The sequence below is a fragment of the Chloracidobacterium sp. genome (genome assembly GCA_016715795.1).
GTDB lineage: Bacteria > Acidobacteriota > Blastocatellia > Pyrinomonadales > Pyrinomonadaceae > OLB17.
Genome location: JADJXP010000002.1, coordinates 241,093 through 261,133 on the forward strand (window position 1 = coordinate 241,093; position 20,041 = coordinate 261,133).

Annotated in this window: 20 protein-coding genes and 1 tRNA gene; 9 read left to right on the plus strand and 12 right to left on the minus strand. The window is 56.7% G+C overall.

Going from position 1 to position 20,041, the window contains the following annotated elements; genetic code table 11:
- The first annotated feature begins 52 nt into the window (after positions 1–52).
- The 3 genes from terL (at position 53) to IPM59_06115 (ending at position 3,703) form a co-directional block, all read left to right on the plus strand.
- Entirely contained in the window at positions 53–2,122 is a 2,070-nt protein-coding gene (gene terL, locus IPM59_06105) for a phage terminase large subunit (GenBank protein MBK9215159.1), read from the plus strand.
- On the plus strand, positions 2,112–2,285 hold the full coding sequence (locus tag IPM59_06110) for a hypothetical protein (protein MBK9215160.1): 174 nt from the start codon (positions 2,112–2,114) through the stop codon (positions 2,283–2,285). The genes terL and IPM59_06110 overlap by 11 nt, the downstream gene beginning before the upstream one ends.
- Positions 2,286–2,386: 101 nt before the next feature.
- A complete protein-coding gene (locus IPM59_06115) occupies positions 2,387–3,703 on the plus strand; it encodes an inositol-3-phosphate synthase (protein MBK9215161.1) in 1,317 nt (438 codons plus the stop codon).
- Positions 3,704–3,862: 159 nt separating this feature from the next.
- Here the strand turns inward: IPM59_06115 and IPM59_06120 are convergent.
- Positions 3,863–3,936 (minus strand) — tRNA-Ala (locus IPM59_06120).
- A gap of 332 nt (positions 3,937–4,268) precedes the next feature.
- Here IPM59_06120 and IPM59_06125 point away from each other — a divergent pair.
- On the plus strand, positions 4,269–5,486 hold the full coding sequence (locus IPM59_06125; GenBank protein MBK9215162.1) for an ATP-dependent Clp protease ATP-binding subunit: 1,218 nt from the start codon (positions 4,269–4,271) through the stop codon (positions 5,484–5,486).
- 150 nt (positions 5,487–5,636) lie between these two features.
- On the opposite strand, the gene IPM59_06130 is transcribed toward IPM59_06125, so the two are convergent.
- The gene (locus IPM59_06130) at positions 5,637–6,815 is read right to left on the minus strand and encodes a PLP-dependent transferase (protein MBK9215163.1); all 1,179 of its coding nucleotides are present in this window, start codon (positions 6,813–6,815) and stop codon (positions 5,637–5,639) included.
- A gap of 107 nt (positions 6,816–6,922) precedes the next feature.
- On the opposite strand from IPM59_06130, the gene IPM59_06135 reads away from it, so the two are divergent.
- Positions 6,923–7,408: a winged helix-turn-helix transcriptional regulator gene (locus tag IPM59_06135; protein ID MBK9215164.1), complete on the plus strand. Its 486-nt coding sequence runs from the start codon at positions 6,923–6,925 to the stop codon at positions 7,406–7,408.
- On the opposite strand, the gene IPM59_06140 is transcribed toward IPM59_06135, so the two are convergent.
- From IPM59_06140 to IPM59_06150, 3 genes are read right to left on the minus strand one after another with little or no spacing between them, the layout of a single operon-like run.
- Complete coding sequence (locus IPM59_06140) at positions 7,400–7,582, minus strand: hypothetical protein (GenBank protein MBK9215165.1); 183 nt, start codon at positions 7,580–7,582, stop codon at positions 7,400–7,402. The genes IPM59_06135 and IPM59_06140 overlap by 9 nt on opposite strands.
- Positions 7,572–8,312 (minus strand): TlyA family RNA methyltransferase, encoded by a 741-nt coding sequence (locus tag IPM59_06145; protein MBK9215166.1) that lies wholly within the window; start codon positions 8,310–8,312, stop codon positions 7,572–7,574. The genes IPM59_06140 and IPM59_06145 overlap by 11 nt, the downstream gene beginning before the upstream one ends.
- The gene (locus IPM59_06150) at positions 8,309–9,229 is read right to left on the minus strand and encodes an MBL fold metallo-hydrolase (GenBank protein MBK9215167.1); all 921 of its coding nucleotides are present in this window, start codon (positions 9,227–9,229) and stop codon (positions 8,309–8,311) included. The genes IPM59_06145 and IPM59_06150 overlap by 4 nt, the downstream gene beginning before the upstream one ends.
- 35 nt (positions 9,230–9,264) lie before the next feature.
- Here IPM59_06150 and IPM59_06155 point away from each other — a divergent pair, with 35 nt between their 5' ends.
- The 4 genes from IPM59_06155 to IPM59_06170 all read left to right on the plus strand — a co-directional run bounded on the left by IPM59_06155 (position 9,265) and on the right by IPM59_06170 (position 13,437).
- On the plus strand, positions 9,265–10,215 hold the full coding sequence (locus tag IPM59_06155; protein MBK9215168.1) for a COX15/CtaA family protein: 951 nt from the start codon (positions 9,265–9,267) through the stop codon (positions 10,213–10,215).
- A gap of 83 nt (positions 10,216–10,298) precedes the next feature.
- Positions 10,299–11,096, plus strand: a complete 798-nt coding sequence (locus IPM59_06160) for an ATP-binding protein (protein ID MBK9215169.1) — start codon at positions 10,299–10,301, stop codon at positions 11,094–11,096.
- An 11-nt stretch (positions 11,097–11,107) separates the two neighbouring features.
- The gene (locus IPM59_06165; protein ID MBK9215170.1) at positions 11,108–12,772 is read left to right on the plus strand and encodes an NAD+ synthase; all 1,665 of its coding nucleotides are present in this window, start codon (positions 11,108–11,110) and stop codon (positions 12,770–12,772) included.
- Between the two features lie 77 nt (positions 12,773–12,849).
- Positions 12,850–13,437, plus strand: coding sequence for a hypothetical protein (locus IPM59_06170; protein ID MBK9215171.1), 588 nt, complete (start codon positions 12,850–12,852; stop codon positions 13,435–13,437).
- On the opposite strand, the gene IPM59_06175 is transcribed toward IPM59_06170, so the two are convergent.
- The 7 genes from IPM59_06175 to IPM59_06205 form a co-directional block, all read right to left on the minus strand.
- Positions 13,434–14,594 carry a VWA domain-containing protein gene (locus IPM59_06175; protein MBK9215172.1) on the minus strand — a complete coding sequence of 387 codons (1,161 nt, stop codon included), beginning with the start codon at positions 14,592–14,594 and terminating at the stop codon, positions 13,434–13,436. The genes IPM59_06170 and IPM59_06175 overlap by 4 nt on opposite strands.
- 26 nt (positions 14,595–14,620) lie before the next feature.
- A complete protein-coding gene (locus IPM59_06180; GenBank protein ID MBK9215173.1) occupies positions 14,621–15,577 on the minus strand; it encodes an OmpA family protein in 957 nt (318 codons plus the stop codon).
- A gap of 168 nt (positions 15,578–15,745) precedes the next feature.
- Positions 15,746–17,524 (minus strand): 2-oxoglutarate dehydrogenase, E2 component, dihydrolipoamide succinyltransferase, encoded by a 1,779-nt coding sequence (sucB, locus tag IPM59_06185; protein ID MBK9215174.1) that lies wholly within the window; start codon positions 17,522–17,524, stop codon positions 15,746–15,748.
- Positions 17,525–17,891: 367 nt separating this feature from the next.
- Positions 17,892–18,239 (minus strand): hypothetical protein, encoded by a 348-nt coding sequence (locus IPM59_06190; GenBank protein MBK9215175.1) that lies wholly within the window; start codon positions 18,237–18,239, stop codon positions 17,892–17,894.
- Complete coding sequence (locus IPM59_06195) at positions 18,232–18,663, minus strand: hypothetical protein (protein ID MBK9215176.1); 432 nt, start codon at positions 18,661–18,663, stop codon at positions 18,232–18,234. The genes IPM59_06190 and IPM59_06195 overlap by 8 nt, the downstream gene beginning before the upstream one ends.
- Before the next feature lie 44 nt (positions 18,664–18,707).
- Positions 18,708–18,974, minus strand: coding sequence for a hypothetical protein (locus IPM59_06200; protein ID MBK9215177.1), 267 nt, complete (start codon positions 18,972–18,974; stop codon positions 18,708–18,710).
- The gene (locus tag IPM59_06205; GenBank protein MBK9215178.1) at positions 18,971–19,975 is read right to left on the minus strand and encodes a glycosyl hydrolase; all 1,005 of its coding nucleotides are present in this window, start codon (positions 19,973–19,975) and stop codon (positions 18,971–18,973) included. Before IPM59_06205 ends, IPM59_06200 begins: the two co-directional genes overlap by 4 nt.
- Between the last annotated feature and the right edge of the window lie 66 nt (positions 19,976–20,041).

A 20,041-nucleotide genomic window follows, 5' to 3' on the forward strand; every position in this document is an offset into this window, starting at 1 on the left:
GAACCGCGAATGAACGCAGGTCCATCTGTGTTCATCCGTGGTTAAACGCCCTATGCCACATTCGACTGACCGGCAACGCATCGAAGACTGTCGCCGACTTTACCTGAAACACAATGGCCGACACCACGAACAGATCGAACGCGAAATGCGCTCTCTCGGCCACACCCGATTCCGCCGCCGCGTGCTCTACCGCCGCAACGAACGCGGCCGGTCCGTGCCGGGCTGGGTCGAGCTCTATGGTTGGAAGGCAGAACCCCCTGCGTTAATGGGGGGCAGTCCCTTGCGTCAGAGAAGCTCTAAAGGAATGCGCGGCACGCGGGGAACGCGAACGCCCCCTGCTTACGCAGGGGGTTCTGCCCTGTATCGGCGGCCGTCGGGCAAATTCAACCACAGCAAGTGGCGCCGGCAGCGCAAACCTCGCCGCAGGCCGCCGACTGATCTTGAGCGGGGCCAAGGCCCCATCCCAACCCGGAGCACTCTGACGATAGATGCTTCCTCGAAAGCTGCCTTCTCTCCAAACTCCCCAAACTCTATGAACTTTTCTGATTGGCTCATATCTGTCTCACCATATATGACGTGGGACGCAGCGCACCATCGGCACATTATCGATACGCTCGAGCGCGTCACATCGGGCGAGTGTAAGCGGCTGATGATCTTTATGCCGCCGCGACACGGCAAATCAGAGCTTGTTACGGTCCGATACGCCGCCTGGCGCATGAGGCAAAAGCCCGATATGAACGTCATCATCGGCAGCTATAACCAACGCCTCGCCAATCGATTCTCGCGAAAGATCAAGACCGTGTTGTGCGACGACTTTCAGATAACCGCAGAGACGCAGAGACGCAGAGAAGACGAGAACGGCCAAGAAAATGAAACTGACGTTCCGCACAACTCGGAGCGAGGCGTCGACTCTCGCAATTCTAAAAACTCTTCTCCGCGTCTCAGCGTCTCTGCGGTTAATGAAAACGAGTCACCCTTTCCATTCAACCGGCCACGGTTCAAGAACTCCGAATCCGAATGGGAGACGCGGGCGGGCGGGGGCCTTCGTGCGGTCGGCGTCGGGTCGGGCGTGACGGGCTTTGGCGCAAATCTGATAATTGTCGATGACCCCATAAAATCAAGGGCCGAGGCCAATAGCATCAAATACCGCGAACGCGTCCATGATTGGTTCAATGACGATCTCTACACACGCCTCGAACCCAACGGCCAGATCATCCTCATCCAGACCCGCTGGCACGAAGACGACCTCGCCGGACGCCTGCTGGCCGAGGAAAACGGCAGCGAATGGACGGTAATCAACCTGCCGGCGTTGGCGGAAGAGAATTTAACCGCAGAGACGCAGAGACGCGAAGAAGAACCGGGAAAAGAAATAGGCACCGTGCATGGCAGCAACGATCTTCCCTTTTCCCCTCTGCGTCTCGGCGCCTCCGCGGTTCAAACCGATCTTCTTGGCCGCACGCCTGGCGACGCTCTTTGGCCCGCGAGATTCGACGTTCCGCACCTCGAAAACACCAGAGAAAAGATAGGCAGCTACTCGTTTGCGTCCCTGTATCAGCAGCATCCGGTGCCGGCGGAGGGCGGATTGTTCAAACGGGAGTGGTTTCGGCACATTGTTGACCGGCCGCCGCACGGACTTATATGGAAACGCGGATATGACCTCGGAATTACCGCGAACGCAACCTCGGATCACACCGCAAGCTATCGTGTGGCCTATGACAAAGAGGGAATTCTGTATATCGACGGCGGTTATCGCCGCCGGATCGAGTATCCCGACCAACGCCGCTATATCCTGGGACGCATCCGCGAGGAACTCGATACCGAGCATGGCATCGAGGACACGGCAAACGGTTCGGCGGTCGTCCAGGAACTCAGAAAGGAGTTTCGCCTTCAGGGACGAGCCTTTCGCGCCGTCAAGCCCAAGGGCGACAAGGTAACGCGCTGCCTCGCCTGGATGAACCTCGCCGAGGCCGGAAATGTGCGGCTCGTGCGGGCCGCGTGGAACAAGGAATTCATCGATGAGTGCTGCGCATTCCCGCTGGGGACGCACGATGACCAGATCGACGCCGTCTCGATCGCCGTCGCGATGCACGCCAGGCATAAGTACAGGGCGTATGGATTTTAGGAGGGAAGTACGGCTTGGCGGCTTGCCGCCCTATTTGCGGAGGAGCTTGCTCCTCCGACGGGCGGCAAAATACATGCGGCTTGCCGCCGCTGTCGGCATGGCGGCGGCAAGCCGCGATGGTAGGCGACGGATGCAACGGGGCAGCAAGCTGCTCCGCAAATAGAGCGGCAAGCCGCGGTAGTGATCCACTATCCAAGCCGCCGAGCTTTTGTCGTTGGCACGGAAAAACAGTATTCTTATTATTTTGGTTTTCGGAGGAGATAAATGGTTGAGAAAGGTGTTGAGATAGCCCCGGCGGAAGGCAAGCTGGGCGTTCTGTTGGTTGGCTTAGGTGCGGTTTCGACGACGCTCGTGGCGGGCGTTGAGGCGATAAAGCGCGGCTTGTCGGAACCGGTCGGCTCATTGACGCAGATGGGCACGATCCGGCTGGGCAAGCGGACGGATGACCGCGTGCCAAAGATAAAGGATCTTGTGCCGCTCGCCTCGCTGGACGACATCGTATTCGGCGCGTGGGATATCTTTAAGGAAAACGCCTATGACGCCGCGATGAACGCCGGCGTGCTGGACAAAGATCTGCTTAATCAGGTCTCCGAGCAACTCGCCTCGCTCAAGCCGATGGCGGCCGTTTTTGAGCAGCGATACGTCAAGCGCCTTCAGGGCGACAACATCAAATCCGGCAAGAACAAGATGGACCTTGCCGAGCAGTTAATTGAAGATATAGCTCGATTTAAGAGCGAGCATGGCTGCTCGAGGCTCGTCATGGTCTGGGCCGCCTCGACCGAGATCTATATCGAGGAGGCCGAGTGTCACGCCTCGCTCGACGCATTCGAAAAGGCGATGTATGACAATGACGAACGCATCGCCCCATCGATGATCTACGCCTACGCCGCGTTGAGATCGGGCGTGCCCTTCGCCAACGGAGCCCCGAATTTGACGGTCGATATTCCCGCGATGGTCGAGCTTGCCGACCGGACGAATATGCCCATCTGCGGCAAGGATTTTAAGACTGGCCAGACGCTGATGAAGACCATCCTCGCCCCCGGCCTCAAATCGCGAATGATCGGCCTCGAAGGCTGGTATTCGACAAACATTCTGGGAAACCGTGACGGCGAAGTGCTCGATGATCCTGAGAACTTTAAGTCAAAGGAAGTTTCAAAGCTGTCGGTGCTCGAACATATTTTCCAACCTGAGGTTTATCCGGAACTCTACAAGGACTTTTCGCACGTCGTGCGCATCAATTACTATCCGCCGCGCGGCGATAACAAAGAGGGCTGGGACAACATAGACATTTTCGGCTGGCTCGGCTACAAGATGCAGATCAAGATCGATTTTCTCTGCCGCGATTCGATCCTCGCCGCACCGCTCGCCCTTGACCTCGCCCTATTCATGGACCTCGCCGCACGTGCCGGAATGAAAGGCGTCCAGGAATGGCTCTCGTTCTACTTCAAGGCCCCGCAAACCGCTCCGGGGCTATACCCCGAGCACGACCTGTTCATTCAGTTGATGAAACTCAAGAACACGCTACGGCACATGAAGGGCGAGGAATTGATAACGCATCTGGGGCTGGAGTATTACGACTAAGGCTATTTGATAAGAAGAAAGGCGACCGGTTTGTAGCCGGCCGCCGATGTTAACTGAAGGTCGCATTCGAAACCCGATCACTCGGTGAACGCGCCAAGTTTCGCAATGACAATATAGTTGAAGAAACTTGCTTGTGTCAAGCGAATTGTATGACAAAGGCGCCCCCGGTGGGACTCGAACCCACGACCTTCAGTTTGCGAAACTCGACGCTCTATCCACTGAGCTACAGAGGCGCACGTGGAGTGTAGATTGAGCTCGCTGACACTGTCAACTCGGCATCGCCAATACGATCAATGGTTTGGCGGTTCCACGGATATTTGAAAATTTATTTGAAAATCTGTTGCGCAGCGACGTAAATGTGTGTTACATAAGGAATTGCCGCGGGCCTTCATACTCGGGGCGTTCCTTGGGCTTGTAACCTTTCACACTAAAAGTCCAGCCAACGATACATATTTTGAAATCATCATTGCTGACGGACGGCACTGCTGTTTGGCCGTCGCGGCAAGTTTGGATCAAAACAGCGTTCTTGATGCTGAGGGCATAGGTGCCCGAAGTGAGGAAAGAGATGAAACAGGAATCGGCTAAGAAGAAGGAGCAGGCTGCTGAGAAGGGCGTGTTGCTCGATCCCGAGCGAAAAAGCCCGCGTGCGGCCGAGTTTGAAGATAAGCTGTCCGCGTTGATCGTCGGCCAGGAGCGCGCCGTGCGCCGCATGAGCGGGCTCTTTCAGATCTATCTCGCCGGGATGAATAATCCGGCACGGCCGATCGGTACGATGCTCTTTCTCGGGCCGACCGGCTCGGGTAAGACGCGAGTTGTCGAGGCGGCAAGCGAGGTGCTATTTTCGGATCCTTTTGCGGTCGTAAAGATCGATTGTGCCGAATTCCAGCATTCTCACGAGATCGCCAAGCTGATCGGCTCGCCGCCGGGATATCTCGGCCATCGCGAGACGTCGCCGATGCTGACGCAGGAGAATCTCGACAAGGCGCACACGGACGACAACAAACTGACGTTCGTACTGTTCGACGAGATCGAGAAGGCAAGCGACAGCTTATGGCAGCTGCTGCTCGGAATTCTCGACAAAGCGACGCTCACGCTGGGCGACAATCGGCGGGTGGACTTTTCGCGAACGGTCGTCATTATGACGTCCAATCTCGGTGCCCGCGAAATGTCAGAGATGATCTCGGGCGGCATCGGCTTTGCACCGACAAAGACCGACGCCACGAAAGAGGACAACGAGATCGATACAAAGATCTATCGCACCGCCCTCGAGGCGGCAAAGCGAAAGTTCTCGCCCGAGTTCATGAACCGTATCGACAAGGTGGTCGTCTTTCGCAGTCTGAAGGAACACCATCTGCGGCAGATACTCGATATCGAGCTTGGTTCGGTGCAGGCGAGGATCACGGAATCCGCCGGGACGAAATTCATCTTTGAGTGCACGGACGCGGCAAAGGAATTCTTGTTAGGCGAGGGCATCGACCTGAAATACGGGGCACGCCACCTCAAGCGGGCGATCGAGCGATTCCTTGTGTATCCGCTCTCAAACCTCGTGGCGACCGAGCAGGTTGAGACCGGCGATTACGTCGTGGTCGATTTTGACAAGGGCAAGGATACGCTGACGTTCATGAAGCAAGCCGGCAAGATGATCGTTTCGGAATCACCGGAGCGTTACGAAAACGACGACGAGCCCCTCGTTAGCGCCGACGCTGTCGGATTACCGCTGCCGTCTGCGGCCACAGGGACCCAGCTCAGCAAGTCAAAGGGCAGCGACCCGCACGAAGGGTAGATCGATGGGAACTTGAAAAAGCCGGGAGCGGCCGGTTACCGCTCCCACTTTTATGAAAATGTTGTATTGCAGATGGGCGGCAGCTGCGTATCTGCGACGCCAATTGTAGTTGCTAATTTGATAATTACTAATTGGCTGGTTCTTTGAAAACTAAACCTGATCGAGAGCTTGAGTAATATCAGCGATCAAGTCGTTGACGTCCTCGACGCCGACCGACAGGCGTATCAGGCCGTCCGTAATGCCGGCCCTGAGGCGGCCCTCAGGTGAGAGTGAGGCGTGCGTCATCGAGGCCGAATGCTGCACGATCGTCTCGACACCGCCGAGCGACGTTGCCAGCGTACAGAGGCTGACGGCGTTTGCAAAAGCCTTTCCGGCCGCGACCGAGCCGAGATCGAATCCGATCATGCCGCCGTAGCCGCCCGGCATCTGTCGGCTTGCGACATCGTGATTTGCGTGCGATGCGAGTCCGGGATAAAAGACGGCCTCAACCTTGGGGTGATCGCCTAACATATTCGCTATTGCGTATGCGTTAGAGTTGTGGCGTTCCATCCTAAGGGCTAGCGTCTTGATGCCGCGCAGCACGAGCCATGCGACCTGCGGTGCAATGTTGCCGCCATAGAGCTTGTTGGCACCATGCCGCGCCGCCTCGACGAATTCGGCGGACCCGACGATTACGCCGGCCGTGAGGTCGCTGTGGCCGCCGAGATACTTGGTGGCGCTGTGGATGACGGCGTCAACGCCAAGCTCGAGCGGCCGCTGGTTGAACGGCGTGGCAAAGGTGTTGTCGGCGACGGTCTTGATGCCGTCGTCCTTTGCGATTCCGGTGACTGCCTCGATATCGGTGATCAGCACGAGCGGATTGCTCGGCGTCTCGATCCAGAAGAGTCTCGTGTTGGGCCGGATCGCCGCTCGATAATTCTCGGCATCGGTCGCATCGACAAACGTTGTCTCGATGCCAAATCGCTCTTTGATATTCTGTAGGAAATTGGTAGCCGTCGAGTACATCGACTGAGGCGCGACGATGTGGTCGCCGGCACGGCAGGCCGTAAACACGGCGGCGGAAACGGCCGCCATTCCCGATGCGAGTGTCAGTGCCGCCTCGCCGTTCTCGAGGTCGCGGACGGCGGATTCGAGGGCACGCTGTGTCGGATTGCCGAGGCGGCCGTAGTAGTAGCCGTCTTTCTCCTCATTGTGAATGGCCGCGCCCTCGTCGGCGTCGGCAAATGCATACACGGAGGCGGGATAGATCGGAACAGACAACGCCCCGAAATGGCTCGTCCGGTCATCGCCGGCATGAACGGCCTTGGTAAACAGCGACGCTTTGCTCATAGATGTGTAATCGTAATAGCAAATGAGAGCGAAACGCAACAGAGTATTCAATTGACTTAAGATATATGGCTAACGTAATATCTAAGCGAACATGGAGGTAACAGGCAATGGCATCTGACATGACGCAGCTCGAAACACTCTTTCTGGCACTCGGCGACAGAACGCGGCTGCGCCTTCTATCGCTGATGGCTCCCGGCCCCGTCCCGGTGGGCCTGCTTGTTGACCTGACCGGCGAAAGCCAGCCGAAAGTATCACGGCATCTTGCGTACCTGCGTAATTGTGGGGTTGTGGCCGCCCAACGGAAGGGCAGACAGATCTATTACGGCATCAATTCGAGTGGCGACACTGCGGCGTGTCAGATGCTTGCGGTCGTTGTCGCTCAGTTGACCGGCAAGACGGCGGCGCGGAAAACAGCCGTCCGCGAAGCGGTCGCAAACCGGCCTCAAAAATCGGCAAGTGCGACGGAGATATATGAGGAGGCGAATATAGCCGTTCCGGAATCGGATCATGCGTGGGGCGAGCTTGAAGAGGATCTGCCGGATAGGCCGGCAGAGCGAGAGGAGCAGAGCGAGATGGATGTATTCCTACTCTAGCGGCGACTCGGCGTCGCGGAAGGGGCAATGACGGCACTTATTGTCGCAGCAGAAGCCTCGATTTAGAAGGTAACGCCGGGTCAACACCATCATGCCGTTCTCGAAGTAGAAATCGAGGCCCTCGACGAAGGTCTGGTTCTCGTCAGCGACGGTATTGGAAGCTTCACTTTGCATATAGAGCGAGAAATTCCTTGTTTCCTTCGGCCCCAAGTATAGGCGAATCGATAAAGCCGCGAACCCTGAGCCCGAGCCCGGCGGCAAAGTCATTTATGTCTGAAACGACACGCTCATGTTTTTCGGCCTCACGGACGATGCCGCCCTTACCGACCTCGCCCTTGCCAACCTCGAACTGCGGTTTGATTAGAACGACGATAAATCCCTTGTCGGCCAACAGCGTAATGATCGCCGGTATGACCTTCTTCACCGAAATGAACGACAGGTCCATCACGGCAACGTCAAACGTGCGGTCGAACTCGTTCGGTGTCAGATGCCGGGCATTGGTCCGCTCGCGAACCTCGACACGCGGATCATCTCTCAGCCGCCAATCGAGCTGGTTAGTGCCGCTGTCAATGCAAACGACGCTTTTGGCACCGTGCTGCAGCAGGCAATCGGTAAAACCGCCGGTCGATGCTCCGATGTCAATGCAGTCAAGTCCGGCAACCTCGATACCAAAATGCCGCAGGGCCGCCTCAAGCTTCAGGCCCCCGCGGCCGACGTATCTTGTTTCTGTAGACGTGCCTTTGAGCCGTATGGTTGCGTTGGAAGAAAATTTATCTGACGGTTTTTCGACGCGTTTATCGTCTGCGATCACCACGCCTGCCATCACCATGGCCTGCGCTCGAGTGCGACTCTCGGCGAGGCCGCGTTTTACGAGCAGCGTGTCGATCCGTTCCTTGACGGTCACAACCGGAACCTCAGGCCTAGTCTGGCAACGCGAAAGCCGAGGCGGCGAACCTCGGCGAGCCGTTTGCGCTCACCCTGCACCAGCGGATTGCTATGGTTGAAGTGAATAAAATGGACCTTGTTCCTTTCGCGTCGCGGCAGAGCCTTGAGCAACTGCATCGTCTCGGTGACAAATGGATGCGGCACCTCGCTCATGGGCCGAGCTATCTCGCCTTCGGCGTAGAACGTGCCGTCAAGCAGCAAATAGTCCGCCGAGCGGACAAGGTCAGCGAGCGGCGTTTGCCACTTGTTCCATTTGTCGATGTCAGGGATAAAGACAAGCGTTTTGTGTGCCGTCCTGATGCGATACCCGACCGTTTCAGAGAACTCGTCGCGATGCGGAACGAGGAACGGCGTGACAGAGAGCGAGTCGGTGAGCTTGACGGGGATGTTGTCGGCCAGCGGCTGCAGGGTAATGTTGTCAATGGCGTTGAGCTGCGACCACGGGGCATTCGCCTCGAGCATCTGCTTCATTCGGGGCATCGTGAAGACATTGACTCCGGCCGTATTCATCGATTCGCGGCCGAGGTACATCAGGCCAGTGTAATGGCCTATGTGTGCGTGAGTGATAAAGATGCCGTCAATTCGGTTCGAACGGTCGCGTGTGAGCCCTTTGAGAAATTCGAACTGTTCCGGCAGATCGGGCGTCGCGTCGAATATCCAGCGACTCTTGGTATCCGGATCGACGACGGCGACCGACGAGACGGTTTGACGAAGCGTGGTATCGGCCCATGCCCTACGGCAAAACGGCGAGTCACAGCCCATCTGAGGAACGCCTGCGTCTTGTCCGACACCGAGAACGACAACATACGGCCGGCCGGCATACACGCCGATGCTGACGGCGACAATGATCGAGAGCGCAGCAAGAATTCGGTTCATTATGTCAGCCGAACGAAAGTGCTATTCTAAGCAAAATGGACAGCAATAGAAAGCTCGACGGCTTTGCCAAATACGCGATCTTCACGCTCGTGTGGAACCTTGTCGTTATCCTGTGGGGCGTGTTCCTGCGGGCGTCAAAATCGGGCGACGGCTGCGGCCAGCACTGGCTGACGTGCCAGGGCGAGGTGATCCCGTCGGCACCTGAGCTAAAGACGGTTATTGAATACTCGCACCGGATCACCAGTTTTCTGGCGTTTGTTTCGGTGCTTGCCCTGCTCCTCTGGGCCTACCGCAAGTTTGAAAAGGGAGATCCGATACGCAAGACGGCAGTGCTTTCGTTCATATTCGTCGTCACCGAGGCTTTGGTTGGAGCAGGCCTCGTCCTGACGGGCAACACGGCAGAGAACCTGACGGCTGCACGTCCGTTTTGGATGGCGGGCCATTTGATAAACACATTCATTCTGCTTGCTTTCCTGACTGTGACGGCCTGGCAAGCAGGCGGGCGGCGAATGCGGTCCCGTGTGGCTGCCAAGTACAAAGTGGCGATCGCCATCGGCATAGCGGCCATATTCCTCGTCGGCATTACGGGTTCGATAGCGGCGCTCGCACATATGGTCTTTCCGTCGGGAACGCTGTCGGAGGGCATTGGGAGCGATTTTTCGCCTGCGTCAAATTATTTGGTCCGGCTAAGGCTTCTGCATCCGATCACCGCGATCCTGACCAGCGTCTTCCTGATCTTTCTGACGGGTTGGCTGGCCAAGGAATCAGGCAGCGAAAAGGTCAAGCGATGGTCGAACATCCTAGCGATACTTGTCCTGGTGCAGATAGCATTCGGTTCGGCAACCTTGTTGATGCTTGCCCCGATCCTTATGCAGCTCGGCCACCTGCTGTTGGCAGACTTGATCTGGATCAGCTACGTTCTGCTCGCGGCGGATTTCGCGGCGACTCATACGACATCGGTGTCAACTGAGGCTGTTGACGGCTAGAGGAGCTGGCGGCGATGGGTTATTATTTGCAACAACGGTGGTAGATGGCTCGTTAGTTCGGGATTCATCTGCCCGCCGCTTCTATGCAGCGACAAATACTGATCATCGACGATCATGATGACCTTGCAACGGGGCTCGAGGAGGTTTTTGTCCACACAGGCCACGCTGTCCGGATCGTCCATGATCGTAACGAGGCGATGGCGATCGGCAGCTTCGATCCGTTCGATCTCGTCATCACCGATCTCGATCTGCGGCCGGGTGATCCGACATGTGTAAGCGACGCGTCCGGATTTTGCCTGGCCGGCCCCGCACAAGACGGTGAACATATCAAGGCCTTTAAGCTCGGTGCCGGAAATTTTCGTGATCCGCTTGACGAGGAAGAGCTACAGGCGATGGTGGCAACCATACTCGATTATAAGATCCGTCATGTTGATCGGGCCGAACTGGTCCATGACCTGCACGAACATATCGTTTTTGAATTGCCAAGCGTGATCTCGCTGATGCATATCGTGCTCGAATACCTGATGAAGCGTGTCGAAAAGCTCGGTGTCTGCAAGCCCGAACAGTCGAATCTCTTTGTTGCCCTTGATGAGGCTTTTGTTAATGCGGTCAAGCATGGGAACAAGTTTGACACCGCCAAGCTTGTTCGAATTTCGGCCGATGTATCGCGAGACGAAGCCAGATTCACTATTGAGGATGAAGGCGAAGGGTTTGATGTAAACGCGATACCTGATCCGCTCGATCCGGAGAATCTCTTCAAGACCAGCGGCCGCGGTGTCCTGTTCATTTACAACATCATGGATGAAGTGGTTTACAACGACCGCGGCAACCGGCTGACGATGGTCAAGAAAGCACCCAAGCCGGAGGAACAGGCCACCTGAGCATTCATCGGATGAGAGTAACGATCGCCCAGATAAACACCACCAACGGCGACCTCGCGGGCAACACATCTAAGATCACTCAAGCCATCGAAAAAGCCAAGGCTGACGGCTCTGATCTCGTCGTCTTTCCTGAGGTCTGCACTCACGGCTACACGTCGCAGGACTGGTTTCAGGACGCGGATATCATCGAACACGTCGGCGAACCGCTCGAGAGCATCATTCCAACGACCACTGGAATAACCGCGGTTGTCGGCACGGTCCGTCGTAATGAGGACAGCGATGGCCGCAGGCTGTACAACGCCGCCGCTGTCATTTCGAACGGCAAGCTGCTCGGCTATGCCGACAAATCGCTGCTGCCCGAATATGACGTCTTTGACGATCCGAGATACTTCGAGCCCGGCGATCATCGACGCATTTTCGAGGTGAATGGTGTCAAGCTGGGCGTGGTCGTCTGCGAAGACTTTTGGAACGACAAGACGTTTTGGCGCGAGCGTTTATACGAACACGACCCAACCGATGAGGTCATTGCGATGGGAGCTGACGTGATCATATCGGTGAATGCTTCGCCCTATAATAAAGGCAAGATCAAGCTCCGCTGCGATATGGTCGCGCATCGGGCAAAGCTGCAGAAAAAGCCGATCGTGTTTGTAAATCTCGTCGGCGGCAATGACGGCATTATCTTCGACGGTGCCAGCCTGATCGCCGACGAAGAGGGCGACATCATCCTGCAGGCGGCAGCTTTCGATGAGTTTGTCGAGACCGTCGAACTCGACTGCCGCAAGCCCGACGCCCGCGGCATTACGGGCGGCGAGATCGATTCGATCCATCGGGCATTGGTGCTGGGAATACGCGATTATGCGACAAAGAACGGGTTCAAGAAGGCCGTGCTGGGCCTTTCGGGCGGCATCGATTCGGCCCTCGTTGCGGCTCTTGCGGCGGAGGCCATAGGGCCCGAAAATCTGCTGTGTGTGATGATGCCGTCACCGTTTTCGTCCGAGGGTAGCATCAAAGACAGTGAGGAACTAGTTCGCAATCTTGGCTGCGACGGCCGGATTGAGCCGATCTCGGATGCGTTCGAGGTGCTGCTAAACCAGACGAATCTGCACAAGCCTACGAAAGGCGGCGAATCGCTTGCCGCCGAGAATATGCAGTCACGGCTACGCGGTGTGATCCTGATGGCGATCTCAAACGCGGAGGGGCGGTTGCTGTTATCGACGGGCAATAAGAGCGAGCTGGCCGTCGGCTATTGCACGCTCTACGGCGACACGAACGGCGGCCTCGCCGTGCTCGGCGACGTGCTAAAAACCGAGGTCTGGCAGATCGCCCGGCACATGAACGAAAGGGCGGGCCGCGAGATCATCCCAAACAAGATCATCGACAAAAAGCCGTCCGCCGAACTCGCCCCAAACCAATTCGACCAGGACAGCCTTCCGGCCTACGAAGCAATGGACCCTGTGCTCAAGATGTATTTCGAACAGAAAGCATCGCCCGCCGAGATCATCGCCGCCGGTAACGACGCCGATCTCGTTTACGGGATTCTCAACAAGGTCGAGCACCCTGCGAACGAGTTCAAACGCCAACAACTGCCGCCCACGCTCATCATCTCAAAGAACGCCATCGGCGTCGGCCGCCGCCGGCCGATCACGCACAGATATCGGCGTCATGATCCGTCATAAAGCGTGCAAGTAAAGACTTGCTGCTTCGTTCCCTCAACATCAGCGAATTGCTGAATCTTGAGAAGGTCGGAGTGATTATGACGAAATTTAGCAGTCCCTTGGACAAAATCAATATCGCCAGCCCGTGCGCGGCGGACTGGAACGAGATGTATGGCGACGATCGGAAGCGTTTCTGTGGCGAATGTAAGCTTACCGTCTACAACCTCTCAGGGATGACCCGAGACGAGGCGGAGCGACTCGTTACGAACCACGAAGGACGGCTGTGCGTCCGCTTTTACCGTAGATCCGACGGCAGCGTTATCACGGCCGATTGTCCGGTCGGATGGGCAAAGGTCAAGCAGCGGACCCGACTGTACGCGACGGCGATCGCGTCGCTGATAACGGCTCTATTCACCGGCGTCTTATTCGTTTCGCTGTTTTCAAAGAGCAAGCCGACGATCGGCGATCTGAAATTTCCGTTCCCGACGCCGACGCCCGAACGGCTGATGGGCGCCATAGCGATGCCGCCCAAGAACACAAACACCGAGGTCAAGGGCAAGGTCAGGAATACGAACGCGATTCAGGGCAACGTCGCACTTCCGCAGGATACGACGCCCAAAACGAAATTCGAGGCCGGAAAGCTGCGTGCAATGGAGCTCGATGCCGCGGGCCGGAAAGACGGCTAGTTCTTAACAAAATATCCCTCGCGCGACCTGACGCGCGATCCGGCGCGGCCGGGCACATCGATATCGACCTTGACAAAGCGATTCGCCGGAAATTCAGCCTCCGAATAATACTGGATGAGGTACTGAGCCCTCAGCTCGTTTGCTAGCTGGCGAAAGATGCGATCAAGCAGGTCCTGATTCTTTCGCGAATTATTTTCGTTGAGATAGCCATCTTTTGTATCGATCGGCAGGAAGCTCGGAAGGAATGCTGAGCCGCCCGTTTCTTTCGCAAACCGTTCCATGTTCTGCTGGCCAAATACGCTCATTTTGTTCAATCGAAAGGAACTGCCGGCCGGATTGATCGAATAGAAGACGGCGTCGGCATCTTGCAGGCTTCTGACGACTCGTGCCTGCTCGATTAGCTTTGCTCCGTCACGTGCCTTTACGCGCAGGTCCCTCAGCTTCTCGCCCTGAATGTCGTCGGTTATTTTCCGCTCGGCGTTCCAGATGGCCCGGATCACGCCTTCGCTGTTGGTGTCTTCGCCGTCGGAGATGATCACCATTACCTTGCGAACGCCTTCGGGGGCATTTCGCCTCAGGTGTTCGGCGGCAAAACGGACGGCGTCATAAAAGGCCGTCTGCTCCTTTGTCGGCATGATGGCCCTAATGCTGGCGATCGACCGTTCGGACGTATCTCGCGATTGAACAAGCACGCCGCGTTCGCCGACCGTAAAGACCGTAGCTCGGTCGGTCGGTCTCATCACATCGCGCAGAAACCTGGCTGCCGTCTCTTGTTCAAAACGAAACATCGCGTCCGTACTGGCCGATATGTCAAAAAGCAGGGCGATCTCAAGCGGCACCACGTCGGCGCTTCCGACACTCTCGACCGATTGTCGGCGGCCTTCCTCCGAGACGCGGAAATCTGTCGCCGTAAGCCCGACCACCGGATCGCCGTTGTCATCTGTGACGGAAACCGGGACCACGACCAGTCGCGATGAGACCTTGATCACGTCATCGTCCGGTGTTGGCTTCGGTGTCGGGGTTTGAGCAGGCGCGGCCATCGCCACCACGCCAAAGAGTGTCGGGATGAGCACGAGGTTTCTGAAGCTCTTTAGCACGTTGATCTTACAAAAGTAAAGGGCATTTTCAGAAGCGAGTGTGAGATCGTTCCCGCTCATCTAATGCCCCAACAATTAACCGATAACTATTCGTTTGGCTGTGCCTTTACTTCGACGTTGGTGTTGATGCCGCGACTGACGAGCAGCTTGACCTCGACGCGGCGATTTTGCTCGCGGCCCTCGCGCGTCGTATTGTCGGCGACGGCCTGAAGTTCGCCAAAGCCATAGGATTCAACAAATCGGCGGAGCGGCACATTGTGCGTCTCGATCAAATAGTCCTTAACGGCCTGAGCACGCCGCTGGCTGAGGGCCTTGTTCTTTGCAGTGCTGCCCTCGGCCGACGCAAAACCGGTCACCTCTACGGCATAGCCTTTCATGGTCATTGCGGTAGCTGCCATCTGATCCAGCGACGCTTTGGCGTCACTCGACAGGACCGCGCTGTTGACCCTAAAGTTAACAGTTGTGGTCGATTGCACAACGTAATCGTCAAGGTCCGTGATCCGCTTGTTCGTCGCATTTACGCCCGCAACCGCGGCATCGGCCGTGTCTTGTGCGGCTTTTGCTCCGCCCTTCGCGGCGTTGGAGATCGCCATCAGTTCGTCGATCTGGCCCGAAAGCCGCTGCTGATTCTGCTCCATTGCGGTAGCTCGGTCCTCGATTGGCGAGGTACGGGCATCGATCGCTCGTGCGGTCTCAAGCGAATCTTTATCAAACCGCACTTTGCTTACCGAGACGCTTCCGCTGCTGTCACCGACGCCCTCGGTCTCGATCGTGGCGCCGCGAACGAGCGATGTCACCGGATACCTATCGCCACCCCAGAAGCTTTTGCTCTTAATGCTCGCGTTAGGTGCGATCACGACTCGCGTATCGACATTCGTCGAATCGCGGACAATGAACGTTGTGTCATTCTCTTTCGAGATGATGTTGCCCTTTATCTTGTACTTCTGGCCCGCAACGGCCGTTCTAAGCTGCGTGTCCTGGGCGAACAGGCTTAGACCGGAAAAGGCGAGGGCCAGCAAGAGAACCAAAATCTTTTTGTACATAATCAACTCCTCGAGGAAAAGTAATTTTAGGCTTAGGGACCAACCGACGAGTTTGACGTGAAATCATCGGCGCGGGTTGCAGTGCAAAAGGTCAAAAACCGCAGGAGCGGCGAGGCCAATACTTTAACTATACTCCATCCGAAGCGCCTCGAGAACAGGTAATATTCCTCAAACTGCGAACGGTGCATTCTCAAGATATTTCTTAAGATACGCCAGGAATTTCTCTGCGTCTGCACCGTCAACCACGCGATGGTCATAGGTCAGAGCAAAATATGCCATCTGTCTGATCGCGATGTAATCGTCACCGTCGGGTGAGGTCATCACCTTTGGCCGCTTTTCGATCGTTCCGACGCAGAGGATCGCGACCTGCGGCTGATTGATGATCGGCGTTCCAAAGAGGCCGCCGAAAACGCCCGGATTCGTGATCGTAAACGTTCCGCCCTGCACCTCGTCGGGATTCAGCTTCTTGCCTCGCGCCCGGTCGGCGAGGTCATTGGCCTTGACGGCGATCTCGGAGAGCGACATTGTCTCGGCATTCTTGATGACCGGCACGATCAGGCCCCAGTCGAGGGCGACTGCCATGCCGAGATTGATATCGCCCTTGTAGACAATGTTCTCGCCATCGACCTGCGAATTGACTATACGATGTTCGCGTATCGCCGCCGTCACTGCCTGGAAGATGAAGGGCATGAACGTAAGCTTCGTCCCAAACCTGGCTTGAAAACCAGCCTGATTTGCCGTGCGGAATTTCGCGACATTCGTCATGTCGATCTCGTAAACGCTAGTCACATGGGCCGACGTCTGCTTCGAGAACGTCATGTGCTCGGCGATCTTTTTGCGCATCACCGACATCTTCTCGACGCGGTCTTCCATGGACGTTGCAGGCGACGGCATCGTGAATGTCGCTGCAGGCGTCGCGGCCGGAACTGCTGAGATTGCCGGAGCCGTCGCCGCTCCTTTCACAAGCAGGTCCTGAGGCCGCAGGGCGGCACCGGTTTCGATAAAGCTAAGAATGTCGTGCTTTGTAACGCGGCCGCTGATGCCGCTGCCGGGGATCCGCGTGATGTCGATGCCATGCTCGGCCGCAATCTTGCGCACCAGCGGGCTCGATTTTTGGCGGCGCAGTTCATCGACCGTCGCATTGCCGTTACCGGCCGTGGCAGCGACGGCCTTGGCCTGAAGAGGTGGGGCGGTCGGGGCCTGAACCTCACTTGAAGCTGAATTAGCTTGGGCGGGGGCAAGCTCGCCTTCCTGACCTTCATTTTGCTTAGGTTGAGCCGGCTTTGCTGAAGAGCTTTCGGCGCCAACCAAAGCTAAGACAGCTCCGACCTCGACGGTTTCGCCTTCGTTGACCGTTATTGCGAGCAGCTTGCCGCTTGCCGGGCTTGGCACCTCGGCATCGACCTTGTCGGTCGATATCTCGAGCAATGCTTCGTCCTTTGCAATGTCATCGCCGACCTTCTTGAGCCATTTCGAGACGGTGCCCTCGGTGATGGACTCGCCCATCTGGGGCATTATGACCTCAGTCGCGTTTGATACTTGCAGTCCGGAAGACGGGCTTGCCCCCGCTGACGTTGAATCAGAACTCTGCGTCGACGCCTGTTCAGGCTGAGCGGGGGCAAGCCCACCTTCCTGACCTGTCATCTCCCGAGCGGTTGTGGCTGCCTCGAAAGCCTGCTCACGAGGCGGTGCCGCGGCGGCGGTTTCGTTCTCCTCGCCGATCACCGCCACGACCGTTCCGACCTCGACCGTTTCGCCTTCGGGTGTGTTTATCGCGAGCAGGACGCCCGCGCCGGGGCTCGGCACCTCGGCATCGACCTTGTCGGTCGATATCTCAAGAACCGCCTCGTCCTTTTCGACGCGGTCGCCAACCTGTTTCAGCCATTTTGAGACCGTGCCCTCGGTTATCGATTCGCCCATCTGGGGCATTACGACATCAACGCTCATAAATAAACAGAATACAGAAAAACCCGGGTTAAGTCAGCCCGCCGTTGACCGGTGCGTCTCGACTGAAGAGATGTCCCCTGGCGCGTTGGAACCATTAATATTTCGTGTTTTGCATAACATCAATGTTAGCAACATTTACGGTCTCCGGCTCGAATCGCGTGTCCCGCCCTGTCCCGCTGCCCTTCGGGACAAATAAGTGGCTGTGATCTCAATAACTTACGCCTATTTTTGCGGCTGCTTTGCCGGTTTTTGAAAAAAAATAACATGATCTTTCAAGCAACGAAATTCGTCGACATCCTCCGTTTTCACGGTTGTCACTGTCCCGCTGCTGTCCCACTACCGAGCGGGACAAATAACCGCTGTGTTTTCAACACTTACGCCCGTTTTTGCCGCTGTCCTGTCGATTTTTGAAAAAAATCTGCCTCAGGCCTTTCGGCACATCGGAGAGCAGTCGTTTTGGCGGGTTGCGACATTGAAACAGCGTATCACAATATGAACGATTTGTCAAGAGTTTAGGTGGTCGGCCCCGGCCTTTCCGCAGCCGGACGAACGAGATCATCGTGAAGGTATACACGACCAAAAATGCGGTCGCGAGCAGGAAATAGAGGAGCGAACCGCGCAGGTAGTAGGCAAGCATCATCGCCAGGAAGAAGAGGAACGAGAGCACCGCGATGAATGCCACCCGCTGGACGTGGGCGGGTGAGATACTATTCATCCCGCAACTCCTGCGTGTCGTCCTCGGTGTTGTCGAATAGCGACCTTGGCGGAGCCGCCTGAATTACAGGCTGCTCGGCCATTTCTTTCTGGAGCCGCTCGACGGCGTCGCTGGCGCGTTCGAAATCGTCTTTAGCGATCTTTAGGATGATCTTGCCGCTGCTGTTTGGCAGGCCGGCCAGTTTTGTGATCGACCTGAGGCGGATGACTATCTTTGAGCTGCGACGCCACAGGCCTTTCTTGAAATTAACGTCGAGCAGCTCGAGTATCGGCAGCCGGATCTCCTTGATGCCCTGCGAGAGCAGCCCGAGTATCTTTGCCTCGAATTCCAGCACGATCCCGGCGCTCGAGAACTTTGCCATGCCGTGCGCATGGGTAATGCCGTGCTCGCTCTCGGCCTTGAATGGAACGGTCGTGAAACTCATAGGAATGGCCGCGAAAAGGCGCAAAATCCGCAAAAAGCTGGATTCTATTCTTGTGCCTTTTGCGCCTTTTTGCGGCTAAACGACCCGCCGATGCCGTACAAACTGATCAACAGCCAGAAGAATTCTACTACAAGCGACGGGAAGTTAAATGCGTAGTAGAGCGAGATGAGGATCAGCAACGCTCCGACGCCGTTCATTACCGAATACGCAAGCTGCTCACTCCGCAGCCGGCCCGTCTGGAGCAGGAAATACGCAACGATAATGACCGCAACACCGGCCGTGCCGATGATGTCGTACCAGGCCCAACTCATTTGAGCCTTACGACCAAGCCCTTTGGCCCTACGGCCCATGTCGCCGTGGAACCGCGCGACTGGACGGCGTTTAGATCTTCAGTTCCGAGCGGTTGCCACATTTTTCCACTGCTACGTGAGATATCTGAGCCGTTGGTGCCGACCGCGATCATCGTTTTTCGATCGACGAATGCGACCGCGGATCGGTATCCGGAAAGGCCATTTCCGGCTTTCCATGTTTTGCCTGCATCGCTGGTGAAGGCCAGTGAGCCGGCTGTTTCGGTCGGTTTTTCGTAATCGCCGCCAACGATCACTCCTGTTTTCGCGTCGGACATTGCAATGGAAAATATGCCCGTGCCAGGGCGGCCCTTGACGAGCGGAGTCGCCACAACCGTCCAAGTGCGCCCGCGATCATCTGATCGAAACACGCGCGAATTACCGCCGCCGGTCACGAGGAACAGGCCGTCCTTGCCGTGCGCGATCAGGCATGTGCCGCTTGCGGCAAAGGCAGATTCGCTCATTGTGGCCGCCGGCATGTTTGCGGTGTCGATCTGTTTCCAGGTTTCACCGCCGTCGCCTGTGCCTGTGAGCAGGAAGTGTCCGTGGACGGGGTCGGACATCGCGATGCAGTTGTTCTCATCCCAGCAGGCGAGAGCGTCATAAAAGGCCAGGATGTTCATATTTACGAACTGCTGGTTCCAGGTGTCGCCACCGTCGACCGTCTTAAAGATCCTTGATTTCTGACCTTCTCCGATGGCGAGCACATACGCTGTAGTGGCGTTGAAAGCCTCGACATCGCGGAAGTCAAACTGCTTTGCTCCCGGAACGGTCATTACCTTCCATGTCTTGCCGCCGTCGATGGTGCGGATCACCGTCCCGCCCGTGCCGCTCGCCCAGACGACCTTTTCATTCACGACCGCCAACCCGCGAAGACTTGCGGTCGTATCCACGTTCTGTTTGATCCACTGCGCACCGGCCGACTGAACGCAGACGGTGAGGACCACAAGGGCAAGGGTTTTCATGGCTAACGTCAGTTTGGCCGCAGATGACACAGATAAGGTCGATAAATGAAAGGATATGATCATTCT